Source organism: Rhodococcus ruber (assembly GCF_016804345.1).
GTDB classification, from domain to species: domain Bacteria; phylum Actinomycetota; class Actinomycetes; order Mycobacteriales; family Mycobacteriaceae; genus Rhodococcus; species Rhodococcus ruber.
In genome coordinates this window covers 175,283-200,252 of sequence record NZ_CP044211.1, presented here as the reverse complement: position 1 = coordinate 200,252, position 24,970 = coordinate 175,283, and the positions used below count along the sequence as shown (strand labels likewise).

23 protein-coding genes are annotated in these 24,970 nt (G+C 71.6%); 11 read left to right on the top strand and 12 right to left on the bottom strand.

What is annotated here, in order from left to right:
- Positions 1-6: 6 nt before the first annotated feature.
- Positions 7-1,053 (bottom strand): GlxA family transcriptional regulator, encoded by a 1,047-nt coding sequence (locus F1734_RS00980; protein ID WP_017680178.1) that lies wholly within the window; start codon positions 1,051-1,053, stop codon positions 7-9.
- A gap of 91 nt (positions 1,054-1,144) precedes the next feature.
- Here F1734_RS00980 and F1734_RS00975 point away from each other — a divergent pair, with 91 nt between their 5' ends.
- A complete protein-coding gene (locus tag F1734_RS00975; RefSeq protein WP_017680177.1) occupies positions 1,145-1,723 on the top strand; it encodes a hypothetical protein in 579 nt (192 codons plus the stop codon).
- A gap of 16 nt (positions 1,724-1,739) precedes the next feature.
- Here the strand turns inward: F1734_RS00975 and F1734_RS00970 are convergent, their stop codons facing one another.
- Complete coding sequence (locus F1734_RS00970) at positions 1,740-4,058, bottom strand: FHA domain-containing protein (RefSeq protein ID WP_017680176.1); 2,319 nt, start codon at positions 4,056-4,058, stop codon at positions 1,740-1,742.
- Between the two features lie 288 nt (positions 4,059-4,346).
- Here F1734_RS00970 and F1734_RS00965 point away from each other — a divergent pair, with 288 nt between their 5' ends.
- From F1734_RS00965 to F1734_RS00940, 6 genes are all read left to right on the top strand, one after another.
- A complete protein-coding gene (locus tag F1734_RS00965) occupies positions 4,347-6,014 on the top strand; it encodes a class I adenylate-forming enzyme family protein (protein WP_203011251.1) in 1,668 nt (555 codons plus the stop codon).
- Positions 6,015-6,136: 122 nt separating this feature from the next.
- A complete protein-coding gene (locus F1734_RS00960; RefSeq protein WP_017680174.1) occupies positions 6,137-7,438 on the top strand; it encodes an MFS transporter in 1,302 nt (433 codons plus the stop codon).
- A 300-nt stretch (positions 7,439-7,738) separates the two neighbouring features.
- Positions 7,739-10,321, top strand: a complete 2,583-nt coding sequence (locus F1734_RS00955) for a cation-translocating P-type ATPase (protein WP_203011250.1) — start codon at positions 7,739-7,741, stop codon at positions 10,319-10,321.
- A 72-nt stretch (positions 10,322-10,393) separates the two neighbouring features.
- A complete protein-coding gene (locus tag F1734_RS00950; RefSeq protein ID WP_119700183.1) occupies positions 10,394-11,335 on the top strand; it encodes an ABC transporter ATP-binding protein in 942 nt (313 codons plus the stop codon).
- Positions 11,332-13,050, top strand: a complete 1,719-nt coding sequence (locus F1734_RS00945; RefSeq protein WP_203011249.1) for an ABC transporter permease — start codon at positions 11,332-11,334, stop codon at positions 13,048-13,050. The genes F1734_RS00950 and F1734_RS00945 overlap by 4 nt, the downstream gene beginning before the upstream one ends.
- A gap of 327 nt (positions 13,051-13,377) precedes the next feature.
- Positions 13,378-13,869, top strand: coding sequence for a TspO/MBR family protein (locus F1734_RS00940; RefSeq protein ID WP_010594181.1), 492 nt, complete (start codon positions 13,378-13,380; stop codon positions 13,867-13,869).
- Positions 13,870-13,882: 13 nt separating this feature from the next.
- Here the strand turns inward: F1734_RS00940 and F1734_RS00935 are convergent, their stop codons facing one another.
- From F1734_RS00935 to F1734_RS00920, 4 genes are all read right to left on the bottom strand, one after another.
- Positions 13,883-14,098: a ferredoxin reductase domain-containing protein gene (locus F1734_RS00935; RefSeq protein ID WP_010594180.1), complete on the bottom strand. Its 216-nt coding sequence runs from the start codon at positions 14,096-14,098 to the stop codon at positions 13,883-13,885.
- Positions 14,099-14,417: 319 nt separating this feature from the next.
- The gene (locus F1734_RS00930; protein ID WP_048771668.1) at positions 14,418-14,870 is read right to left on the bottom strand and encodes a DUF6069 family protein; all 453 of its coding nucleotides are present in this window, start codon (positions 14,868-14,870) and stop codon (positions 14,418-14,420) included.
- 84 nt (positions 14,871-14,954) lie between these two features.
- Positions 14,955-15,401, bottom strand: coding sequence for a hypothetical protein (locus F1734_RS00925; protein WP_225222707.1), 447 nt, complete (start codon positions 15,399-15,401; stop codon positions 14,955-14,957).
- A complete protein-coding gene (locus tag F1734_RS00920; RefSeq protein WP_238424077.1) occupies positions 15,353-15,736 on the bottom strand; it encodes a sigma factor-like helix-turn-helix DNA-binding protein in 384 nt (127 codons plus the stop codon). The genes F1734_RS00925 and F1734_RS00920 overlap by 49 nt, the downstream gene beginning before the upstream one ends.
- Positions 15,737-15,843: 107 nt before the next feature.
- On the opposite strand from F1734_RS00920, the gene F1734_RS00915 reads away from it, so the two are divergent.
- Positions 15,844-16,827 carry a DUF389 domain-containing protein gene (locus tag F1734_RS00915; protein ID WP_017680166.1) on the top strand — a complete coding sequence of 328 codons (984 nt, stop codon included), beginning with the start codon at positions 15,844-15,846 and terminating at the stop codon, positions 16,825-16,827.
- Between the two features lie 9 nt (positions 16,828-16,836).
- Here the strand turns inward: F1734_RS00915 and F1734_RS00910 are convergent, their stop codons facing one another.
- The gene (locus tag F1734_RS00910) at positions 16,837-17,664 is read right to left on the bottom strand and encodes an esterase/lipase family protein (RefSeq protein ID WP_017680165.1); all 828 of its coding nucleotides are present in this window, start codon (positions 17,662-17,664) and stop codon (positions 16,837-16,839) included.
- Positions 17,665-17,768: 104 nt separating this feature from the next.
- Between F1734_RS00910 and F1734_RS00905 the strand changes: the two genes are divergently transcribed.
- Positions 17,769-18,914 (top strand): LLM class flavin-dependent oxidoreductase, encoded by a 1,146-nt coding sequence (locus F1734_RS00905; protein WP_048771310.1) that lies wholly within the window; start codon positions 17,769-17,771, stop codon positions 18,912-18,914.
- Positions 18,915-18,961: 47 nt separating this feature from the next.
- Positions 18,962-19,213 (top strand): hypothetical protein, encoded by a 252-nt coding sequence (locus tag F1734_RS00900; protein ID WP_003938681.1) that lies wholly within the window; start codon positions 18,962-18,964, stop codon positions 19,211-19,213.
- A gap of 7 nt (positions 19,214-19,220) precedes the next feature.
- On the opposite strand, the gene F1734_RS00895 is transcribed toward F1734_RS00900, so the two are convergent.
- Together F1734_RS00895 and F1734_RS00890 are read right to left on the bottom strand one after the other, a co-directional pair.
- Positions 19,221-19,871, bottom strand: a complete 651-nt coding sequence (locus F1734_RS00895) for a maleylpyruvate isomerase family mycothiol-dependent enzyme (protein WP_017680162.1) — start codon at positions 19,869-19,871, stop codon at positions 19,221-19,223.
- Positions 19,872-19,884: 13 nt separating this feature from the next.
- Positions 19,885-20,508 carry a mycothiol-dependent nitroreductase Rv2466c family protein gene (locus tag F1734_RS00890; protein ID WP_017680161.1) on the bottom strand — a complete coding sequence of 208 codons (624 nt, stop codon included), beginning with the start codon at positions 20,506-20,508 and terminating at the stop codon, positions 19,885-19,887.
- 80 nt (positions 20,509-20,588) lie between these two features.
- Between F1734_RS00890 and F1734_RS00885 the strand changes: the two genes are divergently transcribed.
- Positions 20,589-21,035: a MarR family winged helix-turn-helix transcriptional regulator gene (locus F1734_RS00885; RefSeq protein ID WP_203011247.1), complete on the top strand. Its 447-nt coding sequence runs from the start codon at positions 20,589-20,591 to the stop codon at positions 21,033-21,035.
- Between the two features lie 37 nt (positions 21,036-21,072).
- Here F1734_RS00885 and F1734_RS00880 read toward each other — a convergent pair whose 3' ends face one another.
- The 3 genes from F1734_RS00880 to F1734_RS00870 are packed head-to-tail and all read right to left on the bottom strand — an operon-like array spanning position 21,073 to position 24,945.
- Positions 21,073-22,476 (bottom strand): FAD-binding oxidoreductase, encoded by a 1,404-nt coding sequence (locus tag F1734_RS00880; protein ID WP_017680159.1) that lies wholly within the window; start codon positions 22,474-22,476, stop codon positions 21,073-21,075.
- A complete protein-coding gene (locus F1734_RS00875; RefSeq protein ID WP_102031739.1) occupies positions 22,473-23,114 on the bottom strand; it encodes an SRPBCC family protein in 642 nt (213 codons plus the stop codon). Before F1734_RS00875 ends, F1734_RS00880 begins: the two co-directional genes overlap by 4 nt.
- 52 nt (positions 23,115-23,166) lie before the next feature.
- A complete protein-coding gene (locus F1734_RS00870; RefSeq protein ID WP_238424076.1) occupies positions 23,167-24,945 on the bottom strand; it encodes a glycoside hydrolase family 15 protein in 1,779 nt (592 codons plus the stop codon).
- Positions 24,946-24,970: the final 25 nt, after the last annotated feature.

Here is a 24,970-nt window from a genome sequence, read left to right as displayed (position 1 = left end):
ACCCGTTCAGCCCCCGGTGTGCCGGGCGGCGGCGTGGGAGTGACCGGCGCGGAACGCCGCCGGTGACGCCCCGTAGCGCCGGGTGAACGCCTGCCGCAGCGTCTCGGTGGTGCCGAACCCGCAGCGCGCCGCGATCGCCGTGACCGGCAGCGACGTGGTGGTGAGCAGGACGGCGGCGGCCTCGAGCCGGACCCGGCGGACGTAGCGGGCGGGGGTGTCGTGCAGGTGGTGCAGGAACATCCGGGTGAGGTGCCGTTCGCTCATCCCGGCCCGCGCGGCGAGCGCGGTAGCCGACAGATCGCCGCCGAGGTGGGTGGTGATGTGGTCGACGAGGCGCCGCATCCCGCGGTCCTCCGGCTCGGGCACCGTGGTGAACAGGCTCATCTGCGCCTGGTTGCCCGGTCGCTGCAGGTAGGTGACCAGGGCGCGGGAGACGTGGCGGGCGAGGTCGGGGCCGTGGTCCTCCTCGACGAACGCGAGGGTGAGGTCCAGGGCGCTGGTCACCCCGGCGGCGGTCGCGACGTGGCCGTCGCGCACGAAGATCGGCAGCGGATCCACCTGCACCTGCGGGTACCGCGCGGCGAGCCGAGCGGCGAACGCCCAGTGGGTGGTGGCGCGCCGGCCGTCGAGCAGACCGGCGGCCGCGAGGACGGAGGCGCCCGTGCACACGGACGCCACCCGGCGGCTGTCCCGCGCGAGGCGGCGCACGTGGCCGACGAACCGGGCGTCGTCGGCCACGTCGACGTGCCCGAAGCCGCCGGAGACGACGAGGGTGTCGAGTGCTCCGACGAGCCGTTCGAGCCGTCGCTGTCCGGCCAGCACCAGCCCGGTGTCGCAGGTGATCGCGGCCCCGCCGGGGGTGGCCAGCTCCACCCGGTACGCCGGGGCGGCGCCGAATCGGTTCGCAGTCGCGAACGTCGTCGTCACGCAGGCGATGTCGAGCAGCTCCGCCCGGTCGTAGCCGACGACCACCACGCGTCGTTCGTCCACACCGTCGACGGTAGCCGCGGCCGGGGCCGGACGCGGCGTGTCCGACGGACAGGGATCCCACATTTCCGGACACGTCCGACCTCGGGGTCTCGTCCGGCCGGATCCGGGGGCCGATCGTGGAGGCATCCGCCCACCACTGCCCCCGGGAGACCTCATGGACACCACGACGGCCGTGAGCACGGCCCGCCCCGCATCGCGCCGCCCGGCCGGTCCGGCCTTCCTGGCGCAGCGCTGGCCGACGGTCGCGGCTCTGGCGTTCGCCCTGTTCGGCACGCCCGCCGAGGCGAGCGTCGAGATCCTCACCGAGATGATGATGCTGCTGCCGTTCCTGTATCTCGTCACGGCCGTGCTGGGCCGGCCGCGTGCGGTATGGGTGGTGTTCCCGGCCTCCTACACGGTGTGGTTCGTGCTGCGGGCGCTGGACGTCGTGCCGTCGACGGTGCTGATCGGCGCCGCGGCGGCGGTCGTGATCGTCGTGGGCGTGGTGCGCGGCCGGCTGCGCGACCGCCGTTTCCTCGTCCAGGTGGCCGGCATGGTCGCCTTCGGGGTGCTCGGCCTGGTCGCGCTCGCCGCCGATCCGGACCTCGCCCGGTACCTCGTCGCGGCCGGATGGTTCCTGCACGGCGTGTGGGATCTCGTCCACCATCGGCTCCGGGTCACCGTGGACCGTTCCTTCGCCGAGTTCTGCGCCGTGCTCGATGTCGCGGTCGCCGTCGCGCTCGTCGTCGTGTGAGATATCGGCATCGCGCTCACCGGGCGCGCAGCCGCAACCGGGTGTAGGTGAACGTGGCGTAGACGATGCCGAGGAGGAGCAGCATCCCGGCGGAGAGCAGCCACCACGACGGGGCGTGCTGCCACAGCACGTCGGCCTCGGCGGTCGGGTCCTTGGCACGCAGGTCGACGGTCGAGGCGGTCGCGGCGTAGCCCCACCGCGACGGCGACAGCCACGACAGCTGGGCGAGCACGGCGCGCCCGGTGATGGGGATCAGGCCACCGCTGAGCACGAGCTGCACCATGACCGTCACGACGAGCAGCGGCATCACCTGTTCACCGGACCGGGCGACGGCCGACAGGGCCAGGCCGACCACCACGCAGGCACACGTGGTCAGGGCGATATCGACGACGAGTTCGACGCTGCCGGAAGGAATCACGCTGCCGGCACCGGGGGCGCCCTTGCCGACCAGGACGACGAGGACCAGCACGAACGACTGCACGATCGCGGCGGCGCAGAACACCACGATCTTCGCGATCAGGTACGCCGACGGTGCGAGCCCGGCGGCGCGTTCGCGGTGGTAGATCATCCGTTCGCCGACGAGGTCCCGGACGGTGAGCGACGAGCCCATGAAGCAGGCCCCGAGGATCAGCAGGATGAGGATGAACGCCAGCTCGCCCGGATCCGCACCCGGGCTCGGCGGGCCGAATCCGTCGCTGCCGGGCACCAGGATCGACAGCCCGCCGAGGATGAACGGCAGCAGCGACAGGAAGATCAGGTAGCCGCGGTCCGCGCGGATCAACCGGATCTGCCGCCGCGCGACGGTGCTCAGCTGTCTGCGACGGGAGGTGTGGGCGGGTCGGCCCAGCGGGCCGGGGGCCGCGGCGGGTGGATGGTCGACGGTCGCACTGCGGGCGAGGTGCTCGGCGTGCACCGCGTCGGGTTCGGCGGCGACGCGGGCGAAGATCTCGGCCCAGTCGGAGCTGCCGAGCGCGGTGCCCACCTCGCCGGGCGGCCCCACATAGGCGGTCTTGCCGCCGGGAGCGAGCAGCAGCACCTGATCACACAGTTCGAGGTAGGACAGGGAGTGGGTGATGACGAGGACGACCCGGCCGGAGTCGGCGAGGCGGCGCAGCGTGGTCATGATCTGCCGGTCGAGTGCCGGATCGAGGCCGGAGGTGGGTTCGTCGAGGATCAGCAGCGACGGCCCGGTGAGCAGTTCGAGGGCGACCGACGCGCGCTTGCGCTGCCCCCCGGAGAGGCGGTCGACCCGGGTGCCGGCGTGTTCGGTGAGCTGCAGTTCGCCGAGCACCCGGGCGATCACCTCCTCGCGGTCGGCGCGGGTGGTGTCCGGCGGCAGCCGCAGTTCGGCGGCGTAACCGAGGGCCTCGCGGACGGTGAGCTGCCGGTGGAGCACGTCGTCCTGGGGGACGAGGCCGATCCGGGAGCGCAGCGCCTGATATTCGGCGTGCACGCTGTGGCCGTCGAACTCCACGACCCCGTCGGTGGGACTGCCGGTGCCCGAGACGATCTTGGCCACGGTGGACTTGCCGGCACCGGAGGGGCCGATGACGGCGGTGAGCGTGCCGGGCGGCGCGGCCAGGGTGACGTCGTGCAGCAGTCGCCGGCTCCCGTCGATGGTCAGTCCGACGGCGCGCACGCGCAGCCCGTCGGTCGTGGCCGCCGCCGTCTTCTCCCGCGGGACGAGGGTGCCGTCGCGGACGACGAGGTCGGTGTTGCCGATCGTCACGACGTCGCCCTCGGCGAGGACGGCGTGATCGATGCGGGTGCCCGCGACGAACGTGCCGTTGACGCTGCCGAGGTCCTCGATCTCGAGGCCGGTCGGCCCGGTGCGCAGGGCCGCGTGCTGGCGGGAGGCCAGGACGTCGTCGACGACGACGGTGTTGTCGGCGGCGCGGCCGATCGACACGTCGCCGGTGCGGGGCGCGCGGCGGGTCCGGCGCCGCGCCCCGCGGGTCTCGCCGGCCCGGACCGCGGTCAGCTGGTCGAGCAGACCCCCGCGGCGTTCGCGGGTCGCCTCGGGTTCGGCGACGGAGATCCGGAGGTCCGGTCCCTCGGCGCGGTCGCCGAGGCGGGCGACGACCGTGCCGGTCACCCGGATCCGCTCCACCCGGCGGCCGTCGACGAAGAGCCCGTTCTTGCTGCCGGAGTCGACGAGATACCAGCCGTCCTCCCACTGCAGGAGCGCGTGTTCGCGGGAGACCACCGGGTGTTCGAGGGTGACATCCATCGATCGGTCGCGGCCGATGTGCACCGTCGTTCCGGGGTCGTAGCCGGCGCGGCCGCTGTCCCATTCGAGCAGAACCTGCGCGTGCCGGGTGTCCACGTCGTCCATCGTCTCGGCCTTCCGTCAGCCGTGTCCGCTCGTACCGACGTGCGGTTCTCGACCGCCCACCGACGATTTCCGACCGCTCGTCGCGTCGCGCGCCGGGGGTCGTTCGATCTCCGATTCTCCCACTCCGGGAATGCCCAGGCCAGGGCCCGCATGCGGACGCCACGGGTGTGTCCTGTCCGATTTGACACGCGGTTGTGTGGCCCACGACACTACTGACAGACCGCTTACCGACCGAGCGATCGGTCGTGGCGGTGGAAGGCCCCGCAGTCGAGTGGAAGGAACTGCGTCGTGACGTCCCAGATGCGCCCCTGGACCGCGCTCTACCCGAACGGACTCGACCCCGAGCCGGTGGTGCCGTTCGTCTCCCTGGTGGACGCGTGGCGCGCCCGCGTGGATGCCGACCCCGACGGCAAGGCCATCGCCTACTTCGACGGTGTGCTGACCGCCCGCGAGACCGACGAGCTCTCCGACGCTCTCGCCGTCGCCTTCGCCGCTCGCGGGGTGCGGCGCGGCGACCGTGTGGGCATCTACCTGCAGAACATCCCCCAGTATGCGCTGACCCTGCTCGCGCTGTGGAAACTCGGCGCCGCGGCGCTCGTGCTCAACCCCATGTACCGGAGAGTCGAACTGCGCCGTCTCGTCGACGACGCCGAGATCGTCGGCATGGTGTGCGCCGACACCGCCGTCGCGGAGACCGCGGACACCGTGCGCGACAGCTCGGTGCGCTGGATCGTCAGCACCAGCGACCTGGACTTCCAGAGCCGCGACGACGCACGGGTCTTCCCGACGACGGACCGTGCCGTGGCCGCGCCCGACGGCGACCTCGTCGAGCTGATCGAACAACACCGGGGCCGGCGGCCGTCGCCCGTCGAGATCACCGGCGACGACGTCGCCCTGCTCGCCTACACCTCGGGCACCACCGGACCACCGAAGGGCGCGATGAACACCCACGCCAACGTGCTGGCCGTGGCCACCACCTTCGGCTCCTTCGTCGGCCTGACCGCCGGCGACGCGGTGTTCGCCGTCGCGCCGTTGTTCCACATCACCGGCGCCGTCATCAACGCCACCCTGGCGCTGGTGCACCCGACCACCCTGGTCTTCGCCAACCGCTTCAATGCCGAGGTCGCGCTCGAGGCCCTCGTCGAGCACGGGGTCACCTTCACGATCGGCTCGATCACGGTGTTCAACGCCCTGTACGAACCCCCCGGCGCCGAGGCCCGCCACTTCGCGTCGGTCAAGACCCTCTACTCCGGCGGCGCACCGATCCCGCCCGCGACCGTGGAGAAGTTCGAAGCGAAGTTCGGCAAGTACATCCACAACGCGTACGGGATGACCGAGACGTCCTCGGGCGTCATCGCGGTGCCCCCCGGGCGGCGGGCACCCGTGGACCCCGCCAGCGGCACCCTCGCGATCGGCGTCCCGCTGCCCCTGATCGATGCGCGGGTCGTCGACGCGGACGGTGCCGCCGTCGAACCCGGCACGCAGGGGGAACTGGAACTGGCCGGCCCGCAGGTGATCTCGGGGTACTGGCGCAAGCCCGAGGCATCCGCCTCCACCCTGCCCGGCGGACGGCTGCGCACCGGCGACGGCGCGATCATCGATCGGCACGGCTGGGTCTACCTGGTGGACCGGCTGAAGGACCAGATCAACGTCTCCGGCTACAAGGTGTGGCCCCGCGAGGTCGAGGACGCCCTCTACGAGCACCCCGCCGTGCACGAGGCCGCCGTCGTCGGTCAGCCCGACGACTACCAGGGCGAATCCGTGGTGGCGTTCGTGTCGCTCGAACGCGACGCCCACGCCACCGAGGACGAACTCGTGGACTTCGCCCGTGAGCGCCTCGCCGCCTACAAGCGGCCCCGCCGGGTCCACATCGTCGAGAACCTCCCCAAGACCCAGACCGGCAAGATCCGGCGCAGCGACCTGCGCGACCGCACCGCCCCCACCGCGACCACCTGACGATCCGCCCCCCTCCCACCCGACCGAATGACCGACCGACCGACCGAATGTCACACCGGTTCGGTCACATCGAACCGATGTGACATTCGGCCACTGCTCCCGCGAACGAAAAGAGACACCACGTGAACACCGACGTCCGGAACCCCCGGGATGCGGTCGACACCGCGCCCACCCTGGCCTCGAAGAAGAAATCGCTGTTCGCCAGCGCGGTCGGCAACGTACTCGAGTGGTACGAGTGGAGCGCCTACGCGGTCTTCGCACCGTTCATCGCCGCGGTGATGTTCAACAACTCCGATCCGATCTCCGCGCTGCTGTCGACGCTCGCGGTCTTCGCCGTCGGCTTCCTCATGCGCCCCCTCGGCGGCATCGTGTTCGGCCGCATCGCCGACCGGCGGGGCCGCAAGTTCGTCCTCGTCACCACGATGCTCATGATGGCGACGGGCAGCCTCGTCATCGGCATCATGCCCACCTACGAGTCCATCGGGGCGTGGGCGTCGCTGATCCTGCTCGCCGCGCGGATCATGCAGGGCTTCGCCCACGGCGGCGAATCGGCCACCGCCTACTCGTACGTCGGTGAGATCGCCCCGCCGCACCGTCGCGGGATGTGGGGCAGCGTCGCCTTCATCGCGATCTTCGGTGGCTCGGTCCTCGCCTACAGCATCGGTGGCGCCGTCACCTCGTCGCTCTCCGAAAACGCCGTCGCCGAATGGGGCTGGCGCATCCCGTTCCTCATCGGCGCGTGCCTGGCCCTGGTCGCCCTGTACCTGCGTCGCAGCATGGACGAGAGCGACGTGTTCGACGCCCACCAGGAGCAGGACGAGCAGCCGCGCATCCCGCGCAAGACCGTCGTCCGCGCGATCCTGCTGATGATCGGCATGACCTCCGGCATCACCGCCGCCCACTACACCTGGACGTCGTACGTCTCCACCTACGCCATCACCCAGCAGGGGATGGACCCCGACGTCGCCTACTGGATGTCGGTGATCGCCCAGTCGATCGCGCTCGTCTCCCTGCCCTTCTGGGGCATGCTGTCCGACCGGATCGGCCGCCGCCCGATGCTGTTCGCGTTCGCCGGCCTCATGCTCGTGTTGCAGTTGCCGCTGACGATGATGATCTCCTCCGCCGGATGGACCCTGCTCGTCGCGACGACCGTCGCGCTGCTCGTCGTGTCCGTCCCCGCGTCGGTGCTGTCGGCGACGCTGTCGGAGAGCTTCCCCACCCGGCTGCGGACCCAGGCGATCGGCTTCGCGTACTCGTTCTCCGTCGCGGTGTTCGGTGGAACCGCCCCGTACCTGAATCAGCTCCTGATCGGCCGCGGCCTCGGATGGGCGTTCAGCGTGTACATCATGGTGCTGTGCGTGCTGACCGGCATCGCCTGCGTCTTCATGAGGGAGACCAAGGGCATCCGCCTCGAGCACGCCTGACGGCTCGTCCCCTGCGCCCCACCGGCATCGTGGCGGTGGGGCGCAGTCGCGTCCGCGACGAGTGGGACGCAGTCGCGTCCGCGACGGGTGGGACGCAGTCGCGTCCGCGACGGGTGGGGCGCAGTCGCGTCCGCGACGGGTGGGGCGCAGTCGCGTCCGCGACGGGTGGGGCGCAGTCGCGTCCGCGACGGGTGGGGCGCAGTCGCGTCCGCGACGGCCCCCGTGCCGATACGCTGGGCCTGCCGCGACGGGGGCCGACCCCGGTCGCGGTGACGCATCCCGGGTGGGCGAGGAGGCGGTGTGCAGGCACATTCCGGTCCGCAGGTGCTCCCCGGCGGCGGTCTCACCGGAAGTGAGGCCGCCGCGCGGCTGATCCGCGACGGCCCGAACCAGCTCCCCGCCGCGCGGCGAGTGCCGTGGTGGCGCAGGCTGATCGCGCAGCTCACGCACTTCTTCGCGCTGCTGTTGTGGTTCGCTTCGGCCCTCGCGTTCGTCGCGGGCATGCCGGAGCTGGGCATCGCCGTGATCGTGGTGATCGTCGTCAACGGCATTTTCGCCTTCGTGCAGCAGGAACGCGCGGAGAAGGCTGCCGAGCGCCTCGGCGAGCTGTTGCCCACCACCATCGTGGTGCGCCGGGACGGGGCGCTGCGCACGGTCGACGCCCGTGACCTGGTGGTCGGCGACGTCGTCGTGCTCACCGGCGGCGACCGGGTCCCGGCCGATCTGACCCTTGTGGTCGCGGGCCGCTGCACCTTCGACGAATCCACCCTCACCGGGGAGAGCGAACCGGTGCTCCGCACGGCCGGCGCGGCCGTGTTCGCCGGAACGTTCGTCGCCGAGGGCGAATCCGAAGGGATCGTGACAGCCACGGGTGCGAACACCCGCCTCGCCGGTATCGCAGCCCTGACCACGTCGGTGCGACGTCCACCCGGCCCGCTCGATCGGGAGATCCAGCGCATCGTCCGGACGCTCGCCTTCGGTTCCGTCGGCGTCGGCGCGGTGTTCTTCGCCGTGTCTCTCCTGGTGGGGATCTCCTGGCAGGACGCCTTCCTCTTCGCGGTGGGCATCACCGTCGCCCTCGTGCCCGAGGGGCTGCTGCCCACCGTGACGCTGTCGCTGGCGATGGGGGCGCAGCGCATGGCCCGCGACAACGCGCTGGTGCGCAACCTCGAGGCCGTCGAGACCCTCGGTGCGACGACGTTCGTCTGCACCGACAAGACGGGCACGCTCACCCAGAACCAGATGAACGTCGTCGAGGCGTGGACCCCGGCCGGGACCGTCGCCGTGCGCGGGGAGGGGTATGCGCCCACCGGTGCGGTGACCGGCCCGGAGCCGGCGGTGGCGGCGGCCGCGACCGCCGGTCTCGCCGGCGCGGCCGCCTCGAAGGGCGGAATCACCCTCGACGACGACGAGTGGCGGGCGGTCGGCGACCCGATGGAGGCGGCGATCGCCGCGTTCGCGGCCCGTCTCGCCGGTCCCGGCGCACAGCCGGGGCCGGTCACCCGCCGGTTCGTGTTCGATCCCCGGCGCCGCCGCGAATCGGTGATCGTGGGCGGGCGGCTGCTTCTCAAGGGCGCCCCGGACGCGGTGCTTCCGCGCTGCGCCGAGCCGGGCGAGCTCGTCGACCGGGCGGAGGAGGCGCTCGCGGACATGGCGTCGCGGGGCCTGCGGGTGCTCGCCGTCGCCCGCCGGACCCTGAGCGATTCCGGCGCGCTCACCGACCCCGAACTCGCCGAACGCGACCTCGAGCTCCTCGGCCTGCTGGGCATGGAGGATCCGCCGCGGATCGCCGTCCCGGCCGCGCTGCGGGCCGCGCGCGGCGCCGGCATCAAGGGCGCGATGCTCACCGGTGACCACCCGGAGACGGCCCGCGCCATCGCCCGCGAGATCGGCCTGCTCGGCGCAGAGGGCAAGGTGGTGCAGGGCAAGGATCTGCCGGACGACGATCAGCTGCTCGGTGCCCTCCTCGATCGCGACGGCGTCGTGATCAGCCGGGTCTCTCCGGAGCAGAAGCTGCGCGTCGCGAAGGCCCTGCAGGACCGCGGTCACGTCGTCGCGATGACCGGCGACGGTGTCAACGACGGACCGGCCCTGCGGCAGGCCGACATCGGGGTGGCGATGGGCGAGGGCGGCACCGACGTCGCGCGCGAGGCCGCGGACCTGGTGCTGCTCGACGACGACTTCGCAACCATCCTCACCGCGGTCGAGCAGGGCCGGGCCACCTACGCCAACATCCGCCGCTTCCTCAGTTATCACCTGACCTCCAACGTCGCGGAACTGACGCCGTTCGCGCTGTGGGGACTGTCGGGCGGGCAGTTTCCGCTCGCCCTGGGGGTGCTGCAGATCCTGTGCATCGACATCGGCACCGATCTGCTGCCGGCGCTGGCCCTCGGCGGTGAACCGCCGAGCCGGGACACGCTGAAGCGGCCACCGGAGCGTCGGCACCTCGTCGACCGGACCCTGCTGGTCCGGGTGTTCGGGGTTCTCGGACCGGTCGAGGCGATCGTCGAGATGAGTGCGTTCCTCGTCGCGCTCCTCGTCGCAGGTTGGCGTCCCGGAGGTGAATTTCCCACCGGTCCGGCACTTCTCGCGGCCTCGGGCGCCGCGTTCGCCGCGGTCGTCCTGGGGCAGGTGGGCACCGCGTTCGCCTGCCGCAGCGCGTCCCGGCCGCCGTGGCAGCTCGGGTGGGGCTCGAACCGGTTGCTGCTGTGGGCCGTTCTCGTCGAGCTCGTCGCCCTCGTCGTCTTCCTGGGAGTCGTCCCGGTCGCCGACGTGCTGGGCCATGCGGTTCCGCCGCTCGAGGCGCTGTGTGTCGCGCTGCTGGGCATCCCCGCGGTCCTTGCCGCGGACTTCGTGTACAAGACGGTCCGTAGCCGCCGGTGAGTGCGGCGCGCCGGCCTCGGGGTGCGGTCCGGGACCCGCACGCGCACGATGGGACCGAAGGGAGGAGGGCACATGGATGTCGTCACAGTCACGGATCTGCACAAGCACTACGGAGACGTGCGGGCGGTCGACGGGGTGTCGTTCGCGGTGCAGGCCGGTGAGGTCTTCGCGCTGCTGGGACCGAACGGCGCGGGCAAGACCACCCTCGTCGAGATTCTCGAGGGACACCGGCGGCGCACGTCCGGAGAGGTCGACGTGCTCGGGTTCGACCCGGAGACCGGGGGACGGGACTTTCGCGAACGTATCGGAATCGTGTTGCAGGAAGCCGGTTTCGAGGAGCACTTCACCGTCCGGGAACTCGTCCGTCACTACCGGTCCCTGTATCCGCGCCGGCTGGACGTGGACGATGTCGTGGATCTCGTGGGCCTGTCGGACAAGCGCGACGCGAAAGTCGAGACCCTGTCCGGCGGTCAGCGGCGTCGCCTCGACCTGGCGCTCGGCCTCGTCGGCGATCCCGAACTGCTGTTCCTCGACGAACCCACCACCGGGTTCGATCCCGCCGCCCGGCGCCGCGCCTGGGATCTCGTCGAGGCCCTGCGCGGTCTGGGCAAGACCGTCCTGCTCACGACCCACTACATGGACGAGGCCGAGCATCTCGCGGACCGGGTGGGCATCGTCGTCGCCGGACGCATGATCGCGCTGGGCACGCCCGGCGAGATCGGCGGCGAACAGGGCAGTGCCGCCGTCGTGAGCTTCCGCCTGCCACCCGGCGCGGCACCGTCGGGGCTACCCGACCTGGGCGCACCGTTGACCACCGACGGGGCGGACTGGCAGCTGCGCACCTCCACCCCGACCGCGGCGCTGCGCCGGCTCACGGAGTGGGCCCGGGACCGCGGCCAGGAGCTGCCCGCGCTGACCGTCACCCGACCGTCCCTCGAGGACGTCTACCTCGAGCTGGTCGCCCGGCACGACGACCGGCGCGCGACCGCCCGGTCCGCGGAGGTGCCGTCGTGAGCGTCCCCCAGGCCTCCGCGCACACCGGCCGTCCGGCCGCGGCCGGTCTGTTCGCCGAGCAGCTGCGCCACACCGTCGTCGACCTGTGGCGCGCCCGGGTCGTCTTCGTCTTCACCTTCCTGTTCCCCCTCACCTGGTTGGTCGTCATCGGGTTCCTCGCCGGCAACGCCACCGTGGACGAGACCGGCGGGGTGCGCGTGATGCAGTTCGTCACGCCCACCGCGGCGGTGATGGGTGTCCTCTACGCCGCCTTTCCGACCGTGGCGACGGCCCTGGCCACCGCACGCGAACAGGGAGTCCTGAAGCGGGTACGCGGAACCCCGCTGCCGGCGTGGATCTACCTCGCCGGGCGTGTCGGGGGCGCCGTGGTGTTCGCGCTGTGCTCGGTGCTGACGATGCTGCTCGTCGGGACGGTCGTCTACGACGTGCAGATCCTGTGGCGCACCGCACCCGCCACCGTCGTGACGATCGCGGTGGGAATCGCCTGCTTCGCGGCACTCGGCCTGGCCGTGGCCGCGCTGTCCCCCACCGCTGCCGTCGCGGAGGCGGTGTCGATCGCCGCTGCGGTGGCGCTCGGGTTCGTGTCGGGACTGTTCATCGTCGGTGACATGCCGGGGTGGGCGGATTCGATCGCGTCCGTCTTCCCGCTGAAGCCGTTCAACGAGGCGCTGCAGGGGCAGTTCGATCCGTTCGCCGCCGGTGGCGGCTGGGATCTCGGCGCGCTGGCCGTGATGACGGCGTGGACCTTCGCCGCGTCCCTCGTCGCGGTGCGTGCCTTCGGCTGGGACCCCGCGCGGGGCAGCACCGGCCGCGCGTCTGCCCCGCCCGTCGCGTCCCGGCGCGCAGATCGCATGCTGGACGCCGACGTGCCCGGCCGGCCCTCCACGGCCCGACTGGTCCTCGGCCGGATCGCCTGGACCACCCGGGCGGCCGCGCGCGACCCGGGCTGGGTGTTCTTCGCGGTCGCCCTGCCGGTGGGCCTGTACGCCTTCATCATGGCCGTGCTGCCCGACGGTGCCGTCACGGTCGCCGACGTGCCCCCGGAGTTGTCCGGGGCGGCGGGCATGGCGGCGTGGGGTGCAGCGGTCACCGCGTTCGTCAACATGCCCGAGGCGGTGGTGCGGGCCCGCGACCGGGGGGTGTTGAAGCGGCTGCGCGGCACCCCGCTCGGGCCGGTCGGTTTCATGGCCGGGCACACCGTGTCGACGCTGTGGATTGCCCTGGTCACCGCAGTTCTGGTCGTGGCCGTCGGTGTCGTCTTCTTCGGCCTCGTCCTCACGTGGCCCGGCGTGTTCCTCGCCGCCGCTGTGGTGGTGCTCGGCACCGCGACGTTGGCTGCGTGCGGTTTCGCTCTCGCTGCGGTGCTGCCGAGCAGCAAGGCGGTCTCCGCGGTCGGCCTCGCGATCCTCCTCCCGCTCGCGTTCTTCTCCGACATCTTCTTCCTCGGCGACACCCCCGGTTGGATGCAGACGGTGGGATCGGCCTTTCCGTTGAAGCATTTCTCGAATTCACTTGCCGCAGCCCTGGATCCGTCCGGTCCCCGGATCCTGTGGGGCGCCATCGCGGTGATGGCTGCCTGGCTCGTCGCCGCCGCGCTCGTCGCGACGCGCACCTTCCGCTGGGGTCCGCGGGCGGAGCACGGGGCGCCGTCCGCCGCCCCACTGGGATTGCGCCGCCGCGGCTCCGGGTATGCCCGGAACAGCGCTCGCCGATGATCGGAAGGGACCGGCCATGACCACCCCCTGCCTGACCACACCTTGCCTGACCACACCCTGCCTGACCACACCCTGCCTGACCACACCGGACCCGGACACGGGGCCGGGCTCGCCCGAGCCGGCCCCGCCCGTCCCACCGACGCCCACGCCGCCGTCACCGTTCCCGCCGGAGCCGAATCCGGTGCCGACCCCACCGGAGCCGCAGCCGCCGTTCCCGCCGGAACCGGATCCCGAGCCCTCGCCCCCGCATCCGCAGCGGCCCTTCCCCCAGATCCCCGACAACGCGATGTGACGACCTCGCCGACGGCGAGAGTGAGGAGAGCAGGTATGTCCAGCATGTTCGGCCGCACGTTGCTCGGAACGACCGCGGCGACCGCCGCGACGGCGGTGGCGGGATCGATCGCCTCGCGGGACGTGGACACGCGGTGGTACCGGCGGTTGCGCAAACCGTCGTTCCAGCCGCCGGGTGCGGTCTTTCCCGTCGTGTGGACGGCGCTGTACGCCGACATCGCGGTGAGTTCCGCGGTGGCGATCGACGAACTCGAATCGGAGGCGCGGGTCGACGAGGCCACCTACTATCGGGCCGCCCTCGCGGTGAATCTGGTGCTCAACGCGTCCTGGTCGTGGGTGTTCTTCAAGGCGCACCGGCTCGTGCCGGCGACGGTGGTCGCCGGAGCGCTCGCGGTGAGCAGTGCCGACCTGGCGCGTCGCGCCGCCGTCGCGAAGCCGGCGGCAGGGGCCGCGCTCGGTCCGTACGCGGTGTGGTGCGCGTTCGCCACGGTTCTCAGCGGCCGGATCGCGCGGCTCAACCGGTCCTGAGCGGGCGCGGAGGTCAGTAGAGCGGGTCGTGGCGGAGGCGGTCCGCGGGCACGCCGGCGGCCTGCAGCCGGAACTCGGTCGCCTGGATCATGGCGGGCGGGCCGGCGATCTGCACGTCGTGCCCCGACCAGTCCCCGGAGCCGAGCACCCACGTCTCGCCGACGCGGGCATGGCCGACGATGTACGGGCTCACCCACCCGCCGGAGACGCGACGGACGTGGAATTCCACGGAACCGGCCGCGTTGCGAATCGCCGTGTGGGCCGGACGGATTACCGGGAAACGGATCTCGGGACGTACGTCCCTGCCGGTCGGGTGCTTCGGTCCTGTGGACGGCGGCTGCGGTCGAAACGCCGGCGCCACCCGTGGAACCGGCACCACCTGCAGCCGGCGCGCGGTTCGATGCGAAAGTCCCTGGGGAGAAACGGAAGAGGCATCAGCCGCCGTGCCGTAGGTCAGCGCCCACGGAGGGGCCGGCGGCGGCTCGAAGGTCCCTCGACAATCGGGACCTTCGAGCCGGTGACCCCGGACGGGTGGCGTCGCTGCGCGACTACCGCTGGGCTGCAATGCGGTTGCGCATCGCCTCGAGCCCCCCGACGACGACGATCGCGATCACCACGTGCATCAGCGAGAGTGTGATCGTGCTCGGGGTGTCGAAGTCGGCGACGATCGTCGACGCGATCGTGCCGAGCGCGGCCACCGCGCCCACGACCTCGGCGACGCGGACGATGCCGAACCAGCGCAGGCTGAGCAGCGCCGCGAGACCCATGCCCACGGTGAGCGGGACGACGGTCATGACGAGAACGCCACCCGGGGCGGCGCTTTCGACGGTGTCACCGTTGGTGACCTCGAACGTGCCGCCGGCGGCGAGGCCGACGAGCCACAGGGCGATGTTGGCGACGAGAGCCACGACGACCGGGACGAGCACCGCCATCGGACGACTGAGCGCGAACGCGGGCAGGGTCGGCGTGGCGGTGCGGTCGAGAGGCTTGACAACACTCATGATGTCCTCCGGAAGGGCCGATGAACTGACGTCGCCCATCGTTCAACCTCGAGTCGACTCGAGGTCAAGTTCTTTCCTCGCGAGCTACGCGGCGGCCACGGCGCACCAGTCCACGGTGACCGAACGCGCACCGGAATGCGCGAGCATGGAACGCACGGGGCCACCCAGGCACAGCTGCCGGTCGAGCTCGCGCTGCTCGGCGTCCGGGTCGCGGGCGTCGGGGGCACCCACGAGGATCTCCGCCGGCTCGGTGCTGCGCGCGCCCTCCACCAGCAGCCGCTCCTCGTCGACGACCCGCACGGGCACGTCGTCCGATCCGACCACGTCGCCGATGAGCAGGGCCACGTAGTCGGCGTCGTCGTCCGCGTCGTGATAGGCCAGCAGCCGGCCGCGGACGGTGCCCGAGACGAGCCGCCGATCGAGAGTCAGCCCGGACCGCGCGGGCGTTCCCGCCGCGACGGCCCGCAGGCAGTGCGGCAACGTCACCCGTCGTGAGGTCCAGCTGAAGAAGGCCCCACACCCCGTGTCCATGACACTCGCTCCTCCTCGGTACGTCCGGGCGAGGCGGTCCCCGGTTCTGTGATCAGTGTGCGCCGGGGGTCCGACATGTTCCGGGAGTGCCGGAGCTGGTGCCGGAGCAGGTTCAGAGCGTGGTGCTGAGCGAGCCGGACGGAGGCGGCATCGGTGTTCAGGGCACGAGCCGTGTCGGTGATCGACAGGCCACACGCGATGCGCAGGTGCAGCACGGCGCGGTAGCGGTGCGGGAGGGCAGCGATCAGCGTCGAGGGTCGTGTCGCCGCCTTGTCCGTCGTCACCGCCTCGTCCGTCGTCACCGCGTGCGTCCTCCTCCGTCCGGTGCGGGACATCGTGTCGCGACCGGTGTCCCGGACGGAAGGGACCGGTGTCCCGATCGCGCGGGCGCCCGGCGTCTGCTGTGATGCACTCGCGACACGACGCACCCAGGGAGGCTTCCGTGAGACCGACCGCCGAGGACATCGAGCGGATGACCGCCACGCTGTTCCTGTCCGAGGACGCCCAGCCGCGGTCGCGGCGCGCGACGTTCTGGACCCTGCTCGTGCTGGCCTCGGTCATCGCCTCGGCGGGCGTCGTCGCGGACTCCACCGCCACCGTCATCGGCGCCATGATCGTCGCCCCGTTGATGACGCCGATCGTCGGGACGGCCCTGGCGGTGGTGCTCAACGATCATCGCAACCTGGTCGCCTCCGCGTTGCTCGTCGCGGCGGGTGCGGCCGCGGTGGTGGCGACGGGATACGCGGTGGGCCTGCTCGATCCACTGGATGTGCTCGCCGAGAACAACAGCCAGGTGGCGGGCCGGGTCGCGCCGCGGCTGATCGACCTCGTCGCGGCCCTGGCCACGGGCGCGGTCGGGGCGTTCGCGCTGGTGCGGCGCGACGTGTCCGACGCCCTGCCCGGGGTGGCGATCGCCATCTCGCTGGTGCCGCCGCTCGCGGTGGTGGGCCTGACCCTCGAGTCCGACGCGCCACGCCAGGCCGGTGGGGCGCTGTTGCTGTTCGCCACGAACGTCGCGGCGATCGTCGCCACCGGCACGCTGGTCTTCCTGTTCGCGGGGGTGCGCGGGGCGGCGCGCCGCGCCGGTCGCGAGGTCGGGGACCTGCGCGGCCTCAGCCTGCTCACGGTGGTGGCCGCGGTGGTGGTCGTCGCGGTGCCGCTGGGGCTGTCCAGCACCCGGGTGATCCGGCAGGAGACGCTGAAGGCCGACGTCGCTCCGGTCGCCGAGCGGTGGGCCCAGGAGCAGGGCTGGGCGATCACCGAGATCGGGTTCCGGCAGTCCGTGCTCTGGATCGAGGCGCTCGGGCCGCCGCCGGAGGCGGACCCGGCGACGCTGCGCGAGGCCCTGAACGAGGCGGGTCTGCGCGACGTCGACGTCGAGGTCACCCTCGTCATCGGCGGAACGCGGCGCCTGCCGGGCGGGTAGCGGCCGCGGTCAGCACACGACCGGCCGGTCCGCGGACGGGTCCAGCGCGGCCAGCACGAGCTGCTCGGCGACGGGATCGTAGGGGATCGAGACGTGGTCGGCGGTGTTCGCCGGGCACACGTCCTGCAGCAGGATGTTCCGCGCGCCGGGGCCGGTGAGGAACGACGCCGTGTAGGGGATGATCACCTGGTCGTATCTGGTGGCGACGACCGTGTAGGAAACCCCTTCGACGGTGTCGCTGCCCGCGTTGAGCTCGGCGAGCACGGCGTCCTGCGCGACGGACGGCGGCCCGAGCGACGGGTAGTTCGCCGGCGCCAGCCCGACGATGCGGCTGGTCTTGTCCGCCCCGCCGAGGAACCGCACGTACCACCGGGGGACGGCCCCGCCCTTGGAGTGGCCGACGACGGACACCCGCTCCGCACCGGTTGCCGCCAGGACGGCGTCGACGAACGCCGCCAGTTCGCCGGCGGCATCCGGGATCGGCTCCCGCGCCTTGAACGGCTCGGCCGGCGGGGCGCCGTAGTCGAGTGCGAACACGCAGTACCCCTCGGTCTTCAGCGCCGGCGCCAATCCGGCCCAGTTGGCGTAGGAGTTCTCCAGGAAGCCGTGGACGAGCACCACCGGCTCGGGGTGCTCCGGCACAGGCACGCAGCCGAAGTCGTTCGTCCCGGCCGGGACGACCCCGGGATGCACCAGCGAGTAGGCGAGCGCGGCGCCGAAGGTGCTCTGCGGTGGGCCGGTCGGCTCGTCGGCGGAGGCCGACGGACTCGCGGCGACACTGCCGCCCAGCACCAGGAGACCGGCGACCGCGAGTGTGCGGATCATGACGCCGATCATGCACCGCCGAGGTCCAGGCGGGGGCCGGAACGGCCGGAGGGGGAATACCGGCGAGCCTCCGCCGTTCGTATAGTTGAGCAATCAACGATTAGACGGAGGCACCCGTGCAGTTCGGCATCTTCACCATCGGCGACGTCACCCGCGACCCCACCACGGGCCGCATCCCCACCGAGCACGAGCGGATCGTCGCCATGACGGAGATCGCGCTGAAGGCCGAGGAGGTCGGGCTCGACGTCTTCGCGAGCGGCGAGCACCACAACCCGCCCTTCGTCCCGTCGTCGCCGACCACCATGCTCGGCTGGATCGCGGCGAAGACCGAGAAACTGATCCTCTCGACCGCGACCACCCTGATCACGACGAACGACCCGGTCAAGATCGCCGAGGACTTCGCGATGCTGCAGCACCTGTCCGGCGGCCGCGTCGACCTCATGATGGGCCGGGGCAACACCGGCCCGGTCTACCCGTGGTTCGGCAAGGACATCCGACAGGGCATTCCGCTCGCGATCGAGAACTACCACCTGCTGCGCCGGCTCTGGCGGGAGAAGGACCTCGAGTGGGAAGGCAGGTTCCGCACCCCGCTGCGCGGCTACACCTCGACTCCGTGGCCTCTCGACGACACCCCGCCGTTCGTGTGGCACGGCTCGATCCGCTCGCCGGAGATCGCCGAGCAGGCCGCGTTCTACGGCGACGGCTTCTTCCACAACAACATCTTCTGGAACCGCGAACACATCCAGCAGATGATCGGCCTCTACCGCACCCGGTTCGAGCAGTACGGCCACGGCGCCGCCGACCAGGCGATCGTCGGGCTGGGCGGCCAGGTGTTCATGGCCGAGACCGAGGAGAAGGCCAAGCGCGTCTTCCGGCCGTACTTCGACAACGCCCCCGTCTACGGTCACGGGCCGTCGCTCGAGGACTTCTCCGCGACCACCCCGCTCACCGTCGGCACCCCCGAGCAGGTGATCGAGCGCACCCTCGGCTTCGCCGACTACGCGGGCGACTACCAGCGGCAGCTGTTCCTCATGGACCACGCCGGCCTGCCCCTCGACGTGGTGCTCGAGCAGATCGAGATCCTCGGTCGCGACGTCGTGCCCGTGCTGCGCGCCGAATTCGAGCGTCGCCGCCCGGCGCACGTGCCGTCGGACCCGCCGACGCACGCCTCGCTCGTCGCCGAGGGCGCAGACTCGCCGCACCGGCTCGTGATACCCGCGAAGGTCGACCTGTCCGCCGCCGGGGAGGCCGAGACTCTCTGAGCCGAACCGGCGGTGTGACGCGCAGCGAGCCGGGTATGCCGGTCCGTATGGAGACACACAACGACAAGCGCAGGTTCGTGGCTCAGCGGCTCGACGAGATCATCGGGGCCCTCGAGACGAGTGCCCCGGGTCCCGGCGAACAGAGTCCGGTGCCGACGTCGGGGGAGTTCGACGGGTCCCTCGTGGCGGCGCAGCGGCACCGTGCCGAGATCGAGACCGCCTCGGACGAGCGGCTCGACGAGATCGCGGCCGGATACCCGGAGATCGCCGCGGCGTGGGAGCGCGACGGCTCGTCCTGAACCCGGATCACCCGGTCGCCACCCGTGCCCGCAGATCGTCCACACCCGCCCCGGACAATCGGGGCAGCGCCACGCGACGGCCGGTGAGCAGCAACAGGATCGCGGAGATCGGTCCCCGGATCTCCGGTCCCTCGCCGACCGACCACGCGACGTCGGTGGCGGTGAGCCGGTAGCCGCGCAGGGGAAGGGAGCGGAAGACCCGGGCCTTGCCCCTGCCGCCTTGGGACCACACCCGCGCGGCGACCGCGGACGCCGCGTCCGCGGGCATCTCGAGGTCGCGGTGCAGCGGGATCGCGATGTCCTGGCCGTGCACGAGGATGTCGGTCAGGGGCTCGAAGGCGGTCAGCCCCACATTGTGGCGGCGGGAGCCGATCGTCGCGCGCAGGTCCGCGATCAACCGGTCGGTCGGCAGCGCCGCCCGGTCGCGCGCGGCGGCACGGATCATCGAGTTCATCGGGCCGGGATGCCGCAGGACGATCCGGACGGCGTCCCCGACGGTCAGCTGCTGCAGGGTCAGGTGGGCGGCGACGTCACGCACCGCCCAGCCGTCGCACAGCGAGGGCTGCGCCCATTCGTCGTCGGAGAGCCGTTCGAGCAGGTCGGCCGTGCGCCCTCGCGCGCTGTCGATCGCGGCCCAGATCTCGTCCTCGTTCATCATGGGGCCCCCCTTGTCAGTGGAACACCGGTGGGCGGGTCCGGGTGCGCTTGAGTTCGAAGAAGTCCGAGAACCCGGACAGCAATCGCGCGCCCTCGAAGACGCGCACGGCGTCGTCGCCGCGCGGAATCGAGTTGAGTACCGGACCGAAGAACGCGACGCCGTCGAGGTGGACGGTCGGCGTGCCGGCCTCGCGGCCCACCGGCGCCATCCCGGCGTCGTGACTGCGGCGGAGCGCGTCGTCGTACTCGGTCGAGTCGCCCGCGGACGAGAGCCGGGCCGGCAGGCCGGTCCGCTCGAGCGCACCGGCCATCGCGGTGCGATATTCGTCCGCATCGGGGTAGCGCCACCGATCGAAGATCGCGTCACCGAATGCCGTGTACAAGTCCCGCAGGACCGCCTCGCCGAACTGGACGGCGGCAGCGGTGGCCACTCGTGACGGACCGGCGGAACGTTCGATGTTGGCGAGATAGGCGGGATCGCCCGGGCGGTTCTCGTTGAGAACCCTCAGGCTCATCACATGGAATCTCAGATCGAGGGGCCGCCGGCGCTCCACTTCCAGCAGCCACCGGGACGCGATCCACGCGTACGGGCAGACGGGGTCGAAGTAGAAGTCCACGACGGGCGCTTCGTCGGCCATCTCGCACCTCCCGGGCGGGCCAACAAGTACGATGCTGGTACCAATATAGTTCGAGGATCGTACTATCTGCAAGGAGTGGGATGGCAAAGGACCTCAACACCGCCCTGCTGATGTTCATCGCCTCGCGCTCGGCGGAGAACCGCATCCTCGCGGCGCTGCGGCGCGCGGGCTACGACGACATCACGCTCGCTCAGGCGCGGGTGGCCGCCCGGATCGGGCCCGACGGCACGCGGTTGACGGACCTCGCCGAGCAGGCCCAGGTGGCCAAGCAGACGGCGAGTTTCCTCGTCGACCAGCTCGAACGGGCCGGCTACGTCGAACGCACCGTCGACCCCACCGACGCCCGCGCGCGACTCGTGCGGATCGCGCGGCGCGGCACGGAGGCCCTCCCTGTCGCCCGGGCCGAGGAGGCGCGGATCGAGGCCGAATGGACCGAGCACCTCGGCGTGCGCCGGATGAAGCAGCTGCGCGAGGCGCTCACCCTGCTCCGGGAGATCACCGATCCGTATCGGCCCACGGGAGCGTAGTCGTCCGGTCGCATCCGGCCGGGACGTCCACCCGGTGTCACGCGTGCCCTACGCCGGGAACGATGTTCGCATTCCGGTGAAAGACGTTGTGCGGATCGTACTTCGCCTTGATCTCGGCCAATCGCGCGTACTTGTCCGGACCGTAGGTGGCGCGCACCCGGTCCTGCTCGAATTCGGTCATGGAGTTGACGTACGCGCCGATGCCGACCGAATACGGGCGCAGGGCATCCCACAGGGACCGGGCCCAGGCTCGCTCCGGTGGCAGCAGTGCGGGATCGGGACAGACGCCGACGATGAAGACGGCGAAGCGTGGCGTCCGTCCGCCGCCGAAGGCGGTGTCGTCCTCCCCGGTCTCGCAGTACGCCTCGTCCAGCCGGTAGAACAACAGGAGCGACAGAGGCGAGGTCTTCTGCGGCACAAGATCGACGACTGTCGCGATCAGATCGTCGGAGAGATCTTCGACGTAGCAGCCCTTGTCGTAGCAGTAGAAGCCCCACGCATTGCCCTCGTCGAGCAGCTGCTGCACGTCGACGTAGGGCATCGGCGTGACGAACTCGAACAGCGGTGGCAGCGCGCGCCGAATCCGCGCCAGCGCGTCCTCGTGCGCCTGCGCTGCTCCGAAACCGGTGACCAGGAAGGCATAGCCGGGCTGGAGGTGGTACTGCTCGGGCACGAACGGGGCCGGTGGGGCGTTCACGCCGGCGAGCACGATGTTCAGCTCGCGCGGCAGCGTACCGATCACCTCCCGGGCGAGCCGCAGCACCTCGGTGCCCTGATCCAGACCCCAGAACAGGAGGCCGAACTGCACGACGGGACCGGCCTCGTGCAGGCGGAACTCGAACTCCGTCACCACACCGAAGTTGCCGCCGCCGCCCCGGATCGCCCAGAACAGGTCCGTATTCTCGTCCTCGGCGGCACGCAGGATCCGGCCGTCGGCGGTGACCACCTCGGCCGACTCGAGGTTGTCGATGCTCAATCCGGCCTGCCGCGTGAGCCAGCCCATTCCTCCGCCCAGCGTGAGTCCCGCGACGCCCGTGTGACTGATCAGCCCGGCCGGGACGGCGAGTCCGTGGGCCTGCGTGGCGGCATCGAGATCACGCAGCAGGGCGCCGCCACCGACCCGCGCCCGCCTGCGCTTCGGGTCGACGACGACGTGATTTATCGATCCGAGGTCGATCACCAGGCCGTCGTCGACGACCGACGCGCCTGCGGTGCTGTGGGCGCCCGCACGCACAGCCATCTCCATTCCGTGCCCGGTCGCGTAGGCGATCGCCGCCTGCACGTCGGCGGTACTCCGGCACTGTGCGATCGCGGCCGGGCGGCGGTCGATGTCGGCGTTCCACACCGTGCGCGCTTCGTCGTAGTCCGCGTCGCCGGGTCCGAGAACCGGGCCCTCCATCGCGGCCCGCAGCATGCCGAGGTCGCCGGTCGTGTGAGTCATGTGTTCTCCAGACGTTGCCGGGCGCAGGCGGGATCCTCTCCGGCGAGGCGTTCGGCGCGCTCCCGGATGCCGAGCAGCATCCTGCGCATCATCGGAAAATCGGCCAGTTCCATCAGTGCGACGGTGAGCGGCAGCGACGGTGTGGGCCGGTAGGCGGCCTGCAACCGGCTCACGAGCCGGGTCCGTCGCCCGCCGTCGACGGGATCGAGGCGCCACGACCACGTCGAATCCGGCTTCGCCCACACCAGGTAGCGCCCCGGATCGAAGGAGTGCACCCGGAAGGACGTCGCCGCCGTGGCCGGACTCGCCATCGGCGCCGCCACGTCGCCGACCTCGATGCACTGCAGGCGTGGATCGATCGTCGTCGCGCTGGGCCGCCCCAGGTTGTCGAGACGGTCGTAGGAGTAGAAGCCGGCCCGGTTGTAGCCGACCTGGACGATCCACGGCCACACGCACTCGGCCGGCGCGTCGATCGTGAGGGCGCGGGTCGCGCTGAACGCGGCCGAGGAGAGGATGTCGTCTCCGGGCATCGGGCCGGCGCACTCGGCAGTCGTCGCTCCCCACCGCCGGTGCCACCGGCGATACAGGACGAAGGCACTCACCGCTGTCGCGACTGCGGCGAGCGTGCGGATCGCCATGAGAGAACTGTTCCACACCGGAGCCGGGGAGAGAAGGTCCCGGCGGTCCTGCTCATCGGGCGGCCCGGAGGGCGAGGGCGGCCTGCACCACCGCGGCATGGGTGAGCGCCTGCGGATAGTTGCCGAGGAAGGCGCCGGTGGCGGGATCCACTTCTTCCGGAAGAAGGCCGAGGGTGCCGGTGCGCCGCAGCAGGGTTTCGAACAGCTCCTCGGCTTCCGTCCGCCGGCCGGTGAGGGCCAGTGCCTGGACCAGCCAGAAGGAGCACGGCAGGAACGCGCCCTCGCCTCCGGGCAGTCCGTCCTGGCCGGGCGGATACCGGTAGAGCAGCGGACCTCCGGCCGACAGCTCGCGCCGGATCGCGTCGATCGTGCCCCTCACCCGGTGCGAGTCCGGGTCGTCGATGCCCAGCACGGGAAGCACGAGCAGGGCGGCATCGACGTCGCGGGAGCCGTAGGTACGGGTGTAGCGGTCTCCGAGCCGGTCGAAGCCGCGAGCGCGCACCTCCGTGGCGACGGCGTCCCGCGCTGCGCGCCAGCGCCGGCGGCGACGGGCGGACAGGCGATGGGTCTCGCCGATGCGCAAGGCACGGTCGAGGGCCAGCCAGGCCATCGTCTTCGAGTGCACATGGTGGGCGGCGTCGGCGCGGATCTCCCAGATGCCGGCATCCGGATCGCGCCACCGTTCGCAGACATGATCGGTGAATCCGCGTACCATTCGCCAGGTTTCGGAATTCAGCGACCGGCCGGTCCGGACGAATTCCCACGCGGCGTCGACGACCCAGCCGTAGCCGTCGAGTTGGTGCTGGTCGGCCGCGTCGTTGCCGAACCGCACGGGGGCGCTGCCGGCGAAGCCGGGCCATCCCGCCAGGGTGCGTTCGGCGGGTCCGGGCCGGCCGTCGAGTGTGAACAGGACCGGCAGGCGGGGTCGCTGCAGACGGCTCGCGTGCAGGAGCCACCCGAGGAACCCGCGTGCCTCGTCGACCTTGCCGGCCCCGAGAAACGCCGCGACGCCGATGCCGGCGTCGCGCGGCCAGGCGTAGCGGTAGTCCCAGTTCCGGATCCCCCCGAGCCGTTCGGGCAGCGACGTCGTCGGCGCGGCCACCGGTGCGCCGGAGGGAGAGTAGGTGAGCAGACGCAGCGTCAGCAGGCTTCGCACGACGGCCTCCCGGTAGGGCAGGTCGTGAGCGATGTCCGCCGTCCATGTCCGCCAGCGTGCCTCGTCCTCGGCCACGAGCTCCCACGCCGCGCCAGGAGTGAGGTGGATCAGCGGCTCGCGGTGAGCCACGGCCAGGACGAAGGTGACCGGATGCCCGGGGGTCACGGTGATCGAGGCCGGCCGGCCCGGCGTGATCGGGGTTTCGGAATCGCAGGCCAGCGACAGGGCGAGCGAGCCCCACTCGCACACGAGATCGCGGCCGCGCCGACGCACGTTGGGAGAACGGTGCCGTTCACCGAGCATGGGATCGAAATCGACCACTGCGCGGGCAAATTCGCTTTCGGCGGAGAGTTGTCGCACCAGGACCGTCGTCGGTAGCAGCTGCCCGGCCACCTCCGCGATCATCGCCTCGCGCAGGGTGAGCCGGGCATTGCCGAGATCCCAGGTGGTCTCCAGCGTCGCGGTGTGTGTCCGGTAGCGGCGCCGGACGACGGGGGCAGGCCCCTCGGGCCCGAGCCGGAACCGTCCGGCCTGCGCCCCGCCGACGAGCCGGCCGAAGACGGGATCTCCGTCGAAGCGCGGCACGCAGAGCCAGTCGAGCGATCCGTCGTCGGAGACCAGCGCTGCAGTGCGAGTGTCGCCGAGCAGGCCGTAGTCCTCGATCCGGGACGGCACGGCCGCATCGTCCCTGATCCGATCG

What these genes read in the sequence shown, in the direction of transcription:
- F1734_RS00970 (WP_017680176.1), bottom strand. Translation starts at nt 4,058, where the DNA reads ATGGACGACGTGGACACCCGGCACGCGCAGGTTCTGCTCGAATGGGAC.
- F1734_RS00920 (WP_238424077.1), bottom strand. Translation starts at nt 15,736, where the DNA reads ATGTCCCGCACCGGACGGAGGAGGACGCACGCGGTGACGACGGACGAG.
- F1734_RS00940 (WP_010594181.1), top strand. Translation starts at nt 13,378, where the DNA reads ATGTCCAGCATGTTCGGCCGCACGTTGCTCGGAACGACCGCGGCGACC.
- F1734_RS00950 (WP_119700183.1), top strand. Translation starts at nt 10,394, where the DNA reads ATGGATGTCGTCACAGTCACGGATCTGCACAAGCACTACGGAGACGTG.
- F1734_RS00975 (WP_017680177.1), top strand. Translation starts at nt 1,145, where the DNA reads ATGGACACCACGACGGCCGTGAGCACGGCCCGCCCCGCATCGCGCCGC.
- F1734_RS00930 (WP_048771668.1), bottom strand. Translation starts at nt 14,870, where the DNA reads ATGAGTGTTGTCAAGCCTCTCGACCGCACCGCCACGCCGACCCTGCCC.
- F1734_RS00900 (WP_003938681.1), top strand. Translation starts at nt 18,962, where the DNA reads ATGGAGACACACAACGACAAGCGCAGGTTCGTGGCTCAGCGGCTCGAC.
- F1734_RS00980 (WP_017680178.1), bottom strand. Translation starts at nt 1,053, where the DNA reads ATGTGGGATCCCTGTCCGTCGGACACGCCGCGTCCGGCCCCGGCCGCG.
- F1734_RS00890 (WP_017680161.1), bottom strand. Translation starts at nt 20,508, where the DNA reads ATGGCCGACGAAGCGCCCGTCGTGGACTTCTACTTCGACCCCGTCTGC.
- F1734_RS00910 (WP_017680165.1), bottom strand. Translation starts at nt 17,664, where the DNA reads ATGATCGGCGTCATGATCCGCACACTCGCGGTCGCCGGTCTCCTGGTG.
- F1734_RS00895 (WP_017680162.1), bottom strand. Translation starts at nt 19,871, where the DNA reads ATGATGAACGAGGACGAGATCTGGGCCGCGATCGACAGCGCGCGAGGG.
- F1734_RS00880 (WP_017680159.1), bottom strand. Translation starts at nt 22,476, where the DNA reads ATGACTCACACGACCGGCGACCTCGGCATGCTGCGGGCCGCGATGGAG.
- F1734_RS00875 (WP_102031739.1), bottom strand. Translation starts at nt 23,114, where the DNA reads ATGGCGATCCGCACGCTCGCCGCAGTCGCGACAGCGGTGAGTGCCTTC.
- F1734_RS00885 (WP_203011247.1), top strand. Translation starts at nt 20,589, where the DNA reads ATGGCAAAGGACCTCAACACCGCCCTGCTGATGTTCATCGCCTCGCGC.
- F1734_RS00925 (WP_225222707.1), bottom strand. Translation starts at nt 15,401, where the DNA reads ATGGACACGGGGTGTGGGGCCTTCTTCAGCTGGACCTCACGACGGGTG.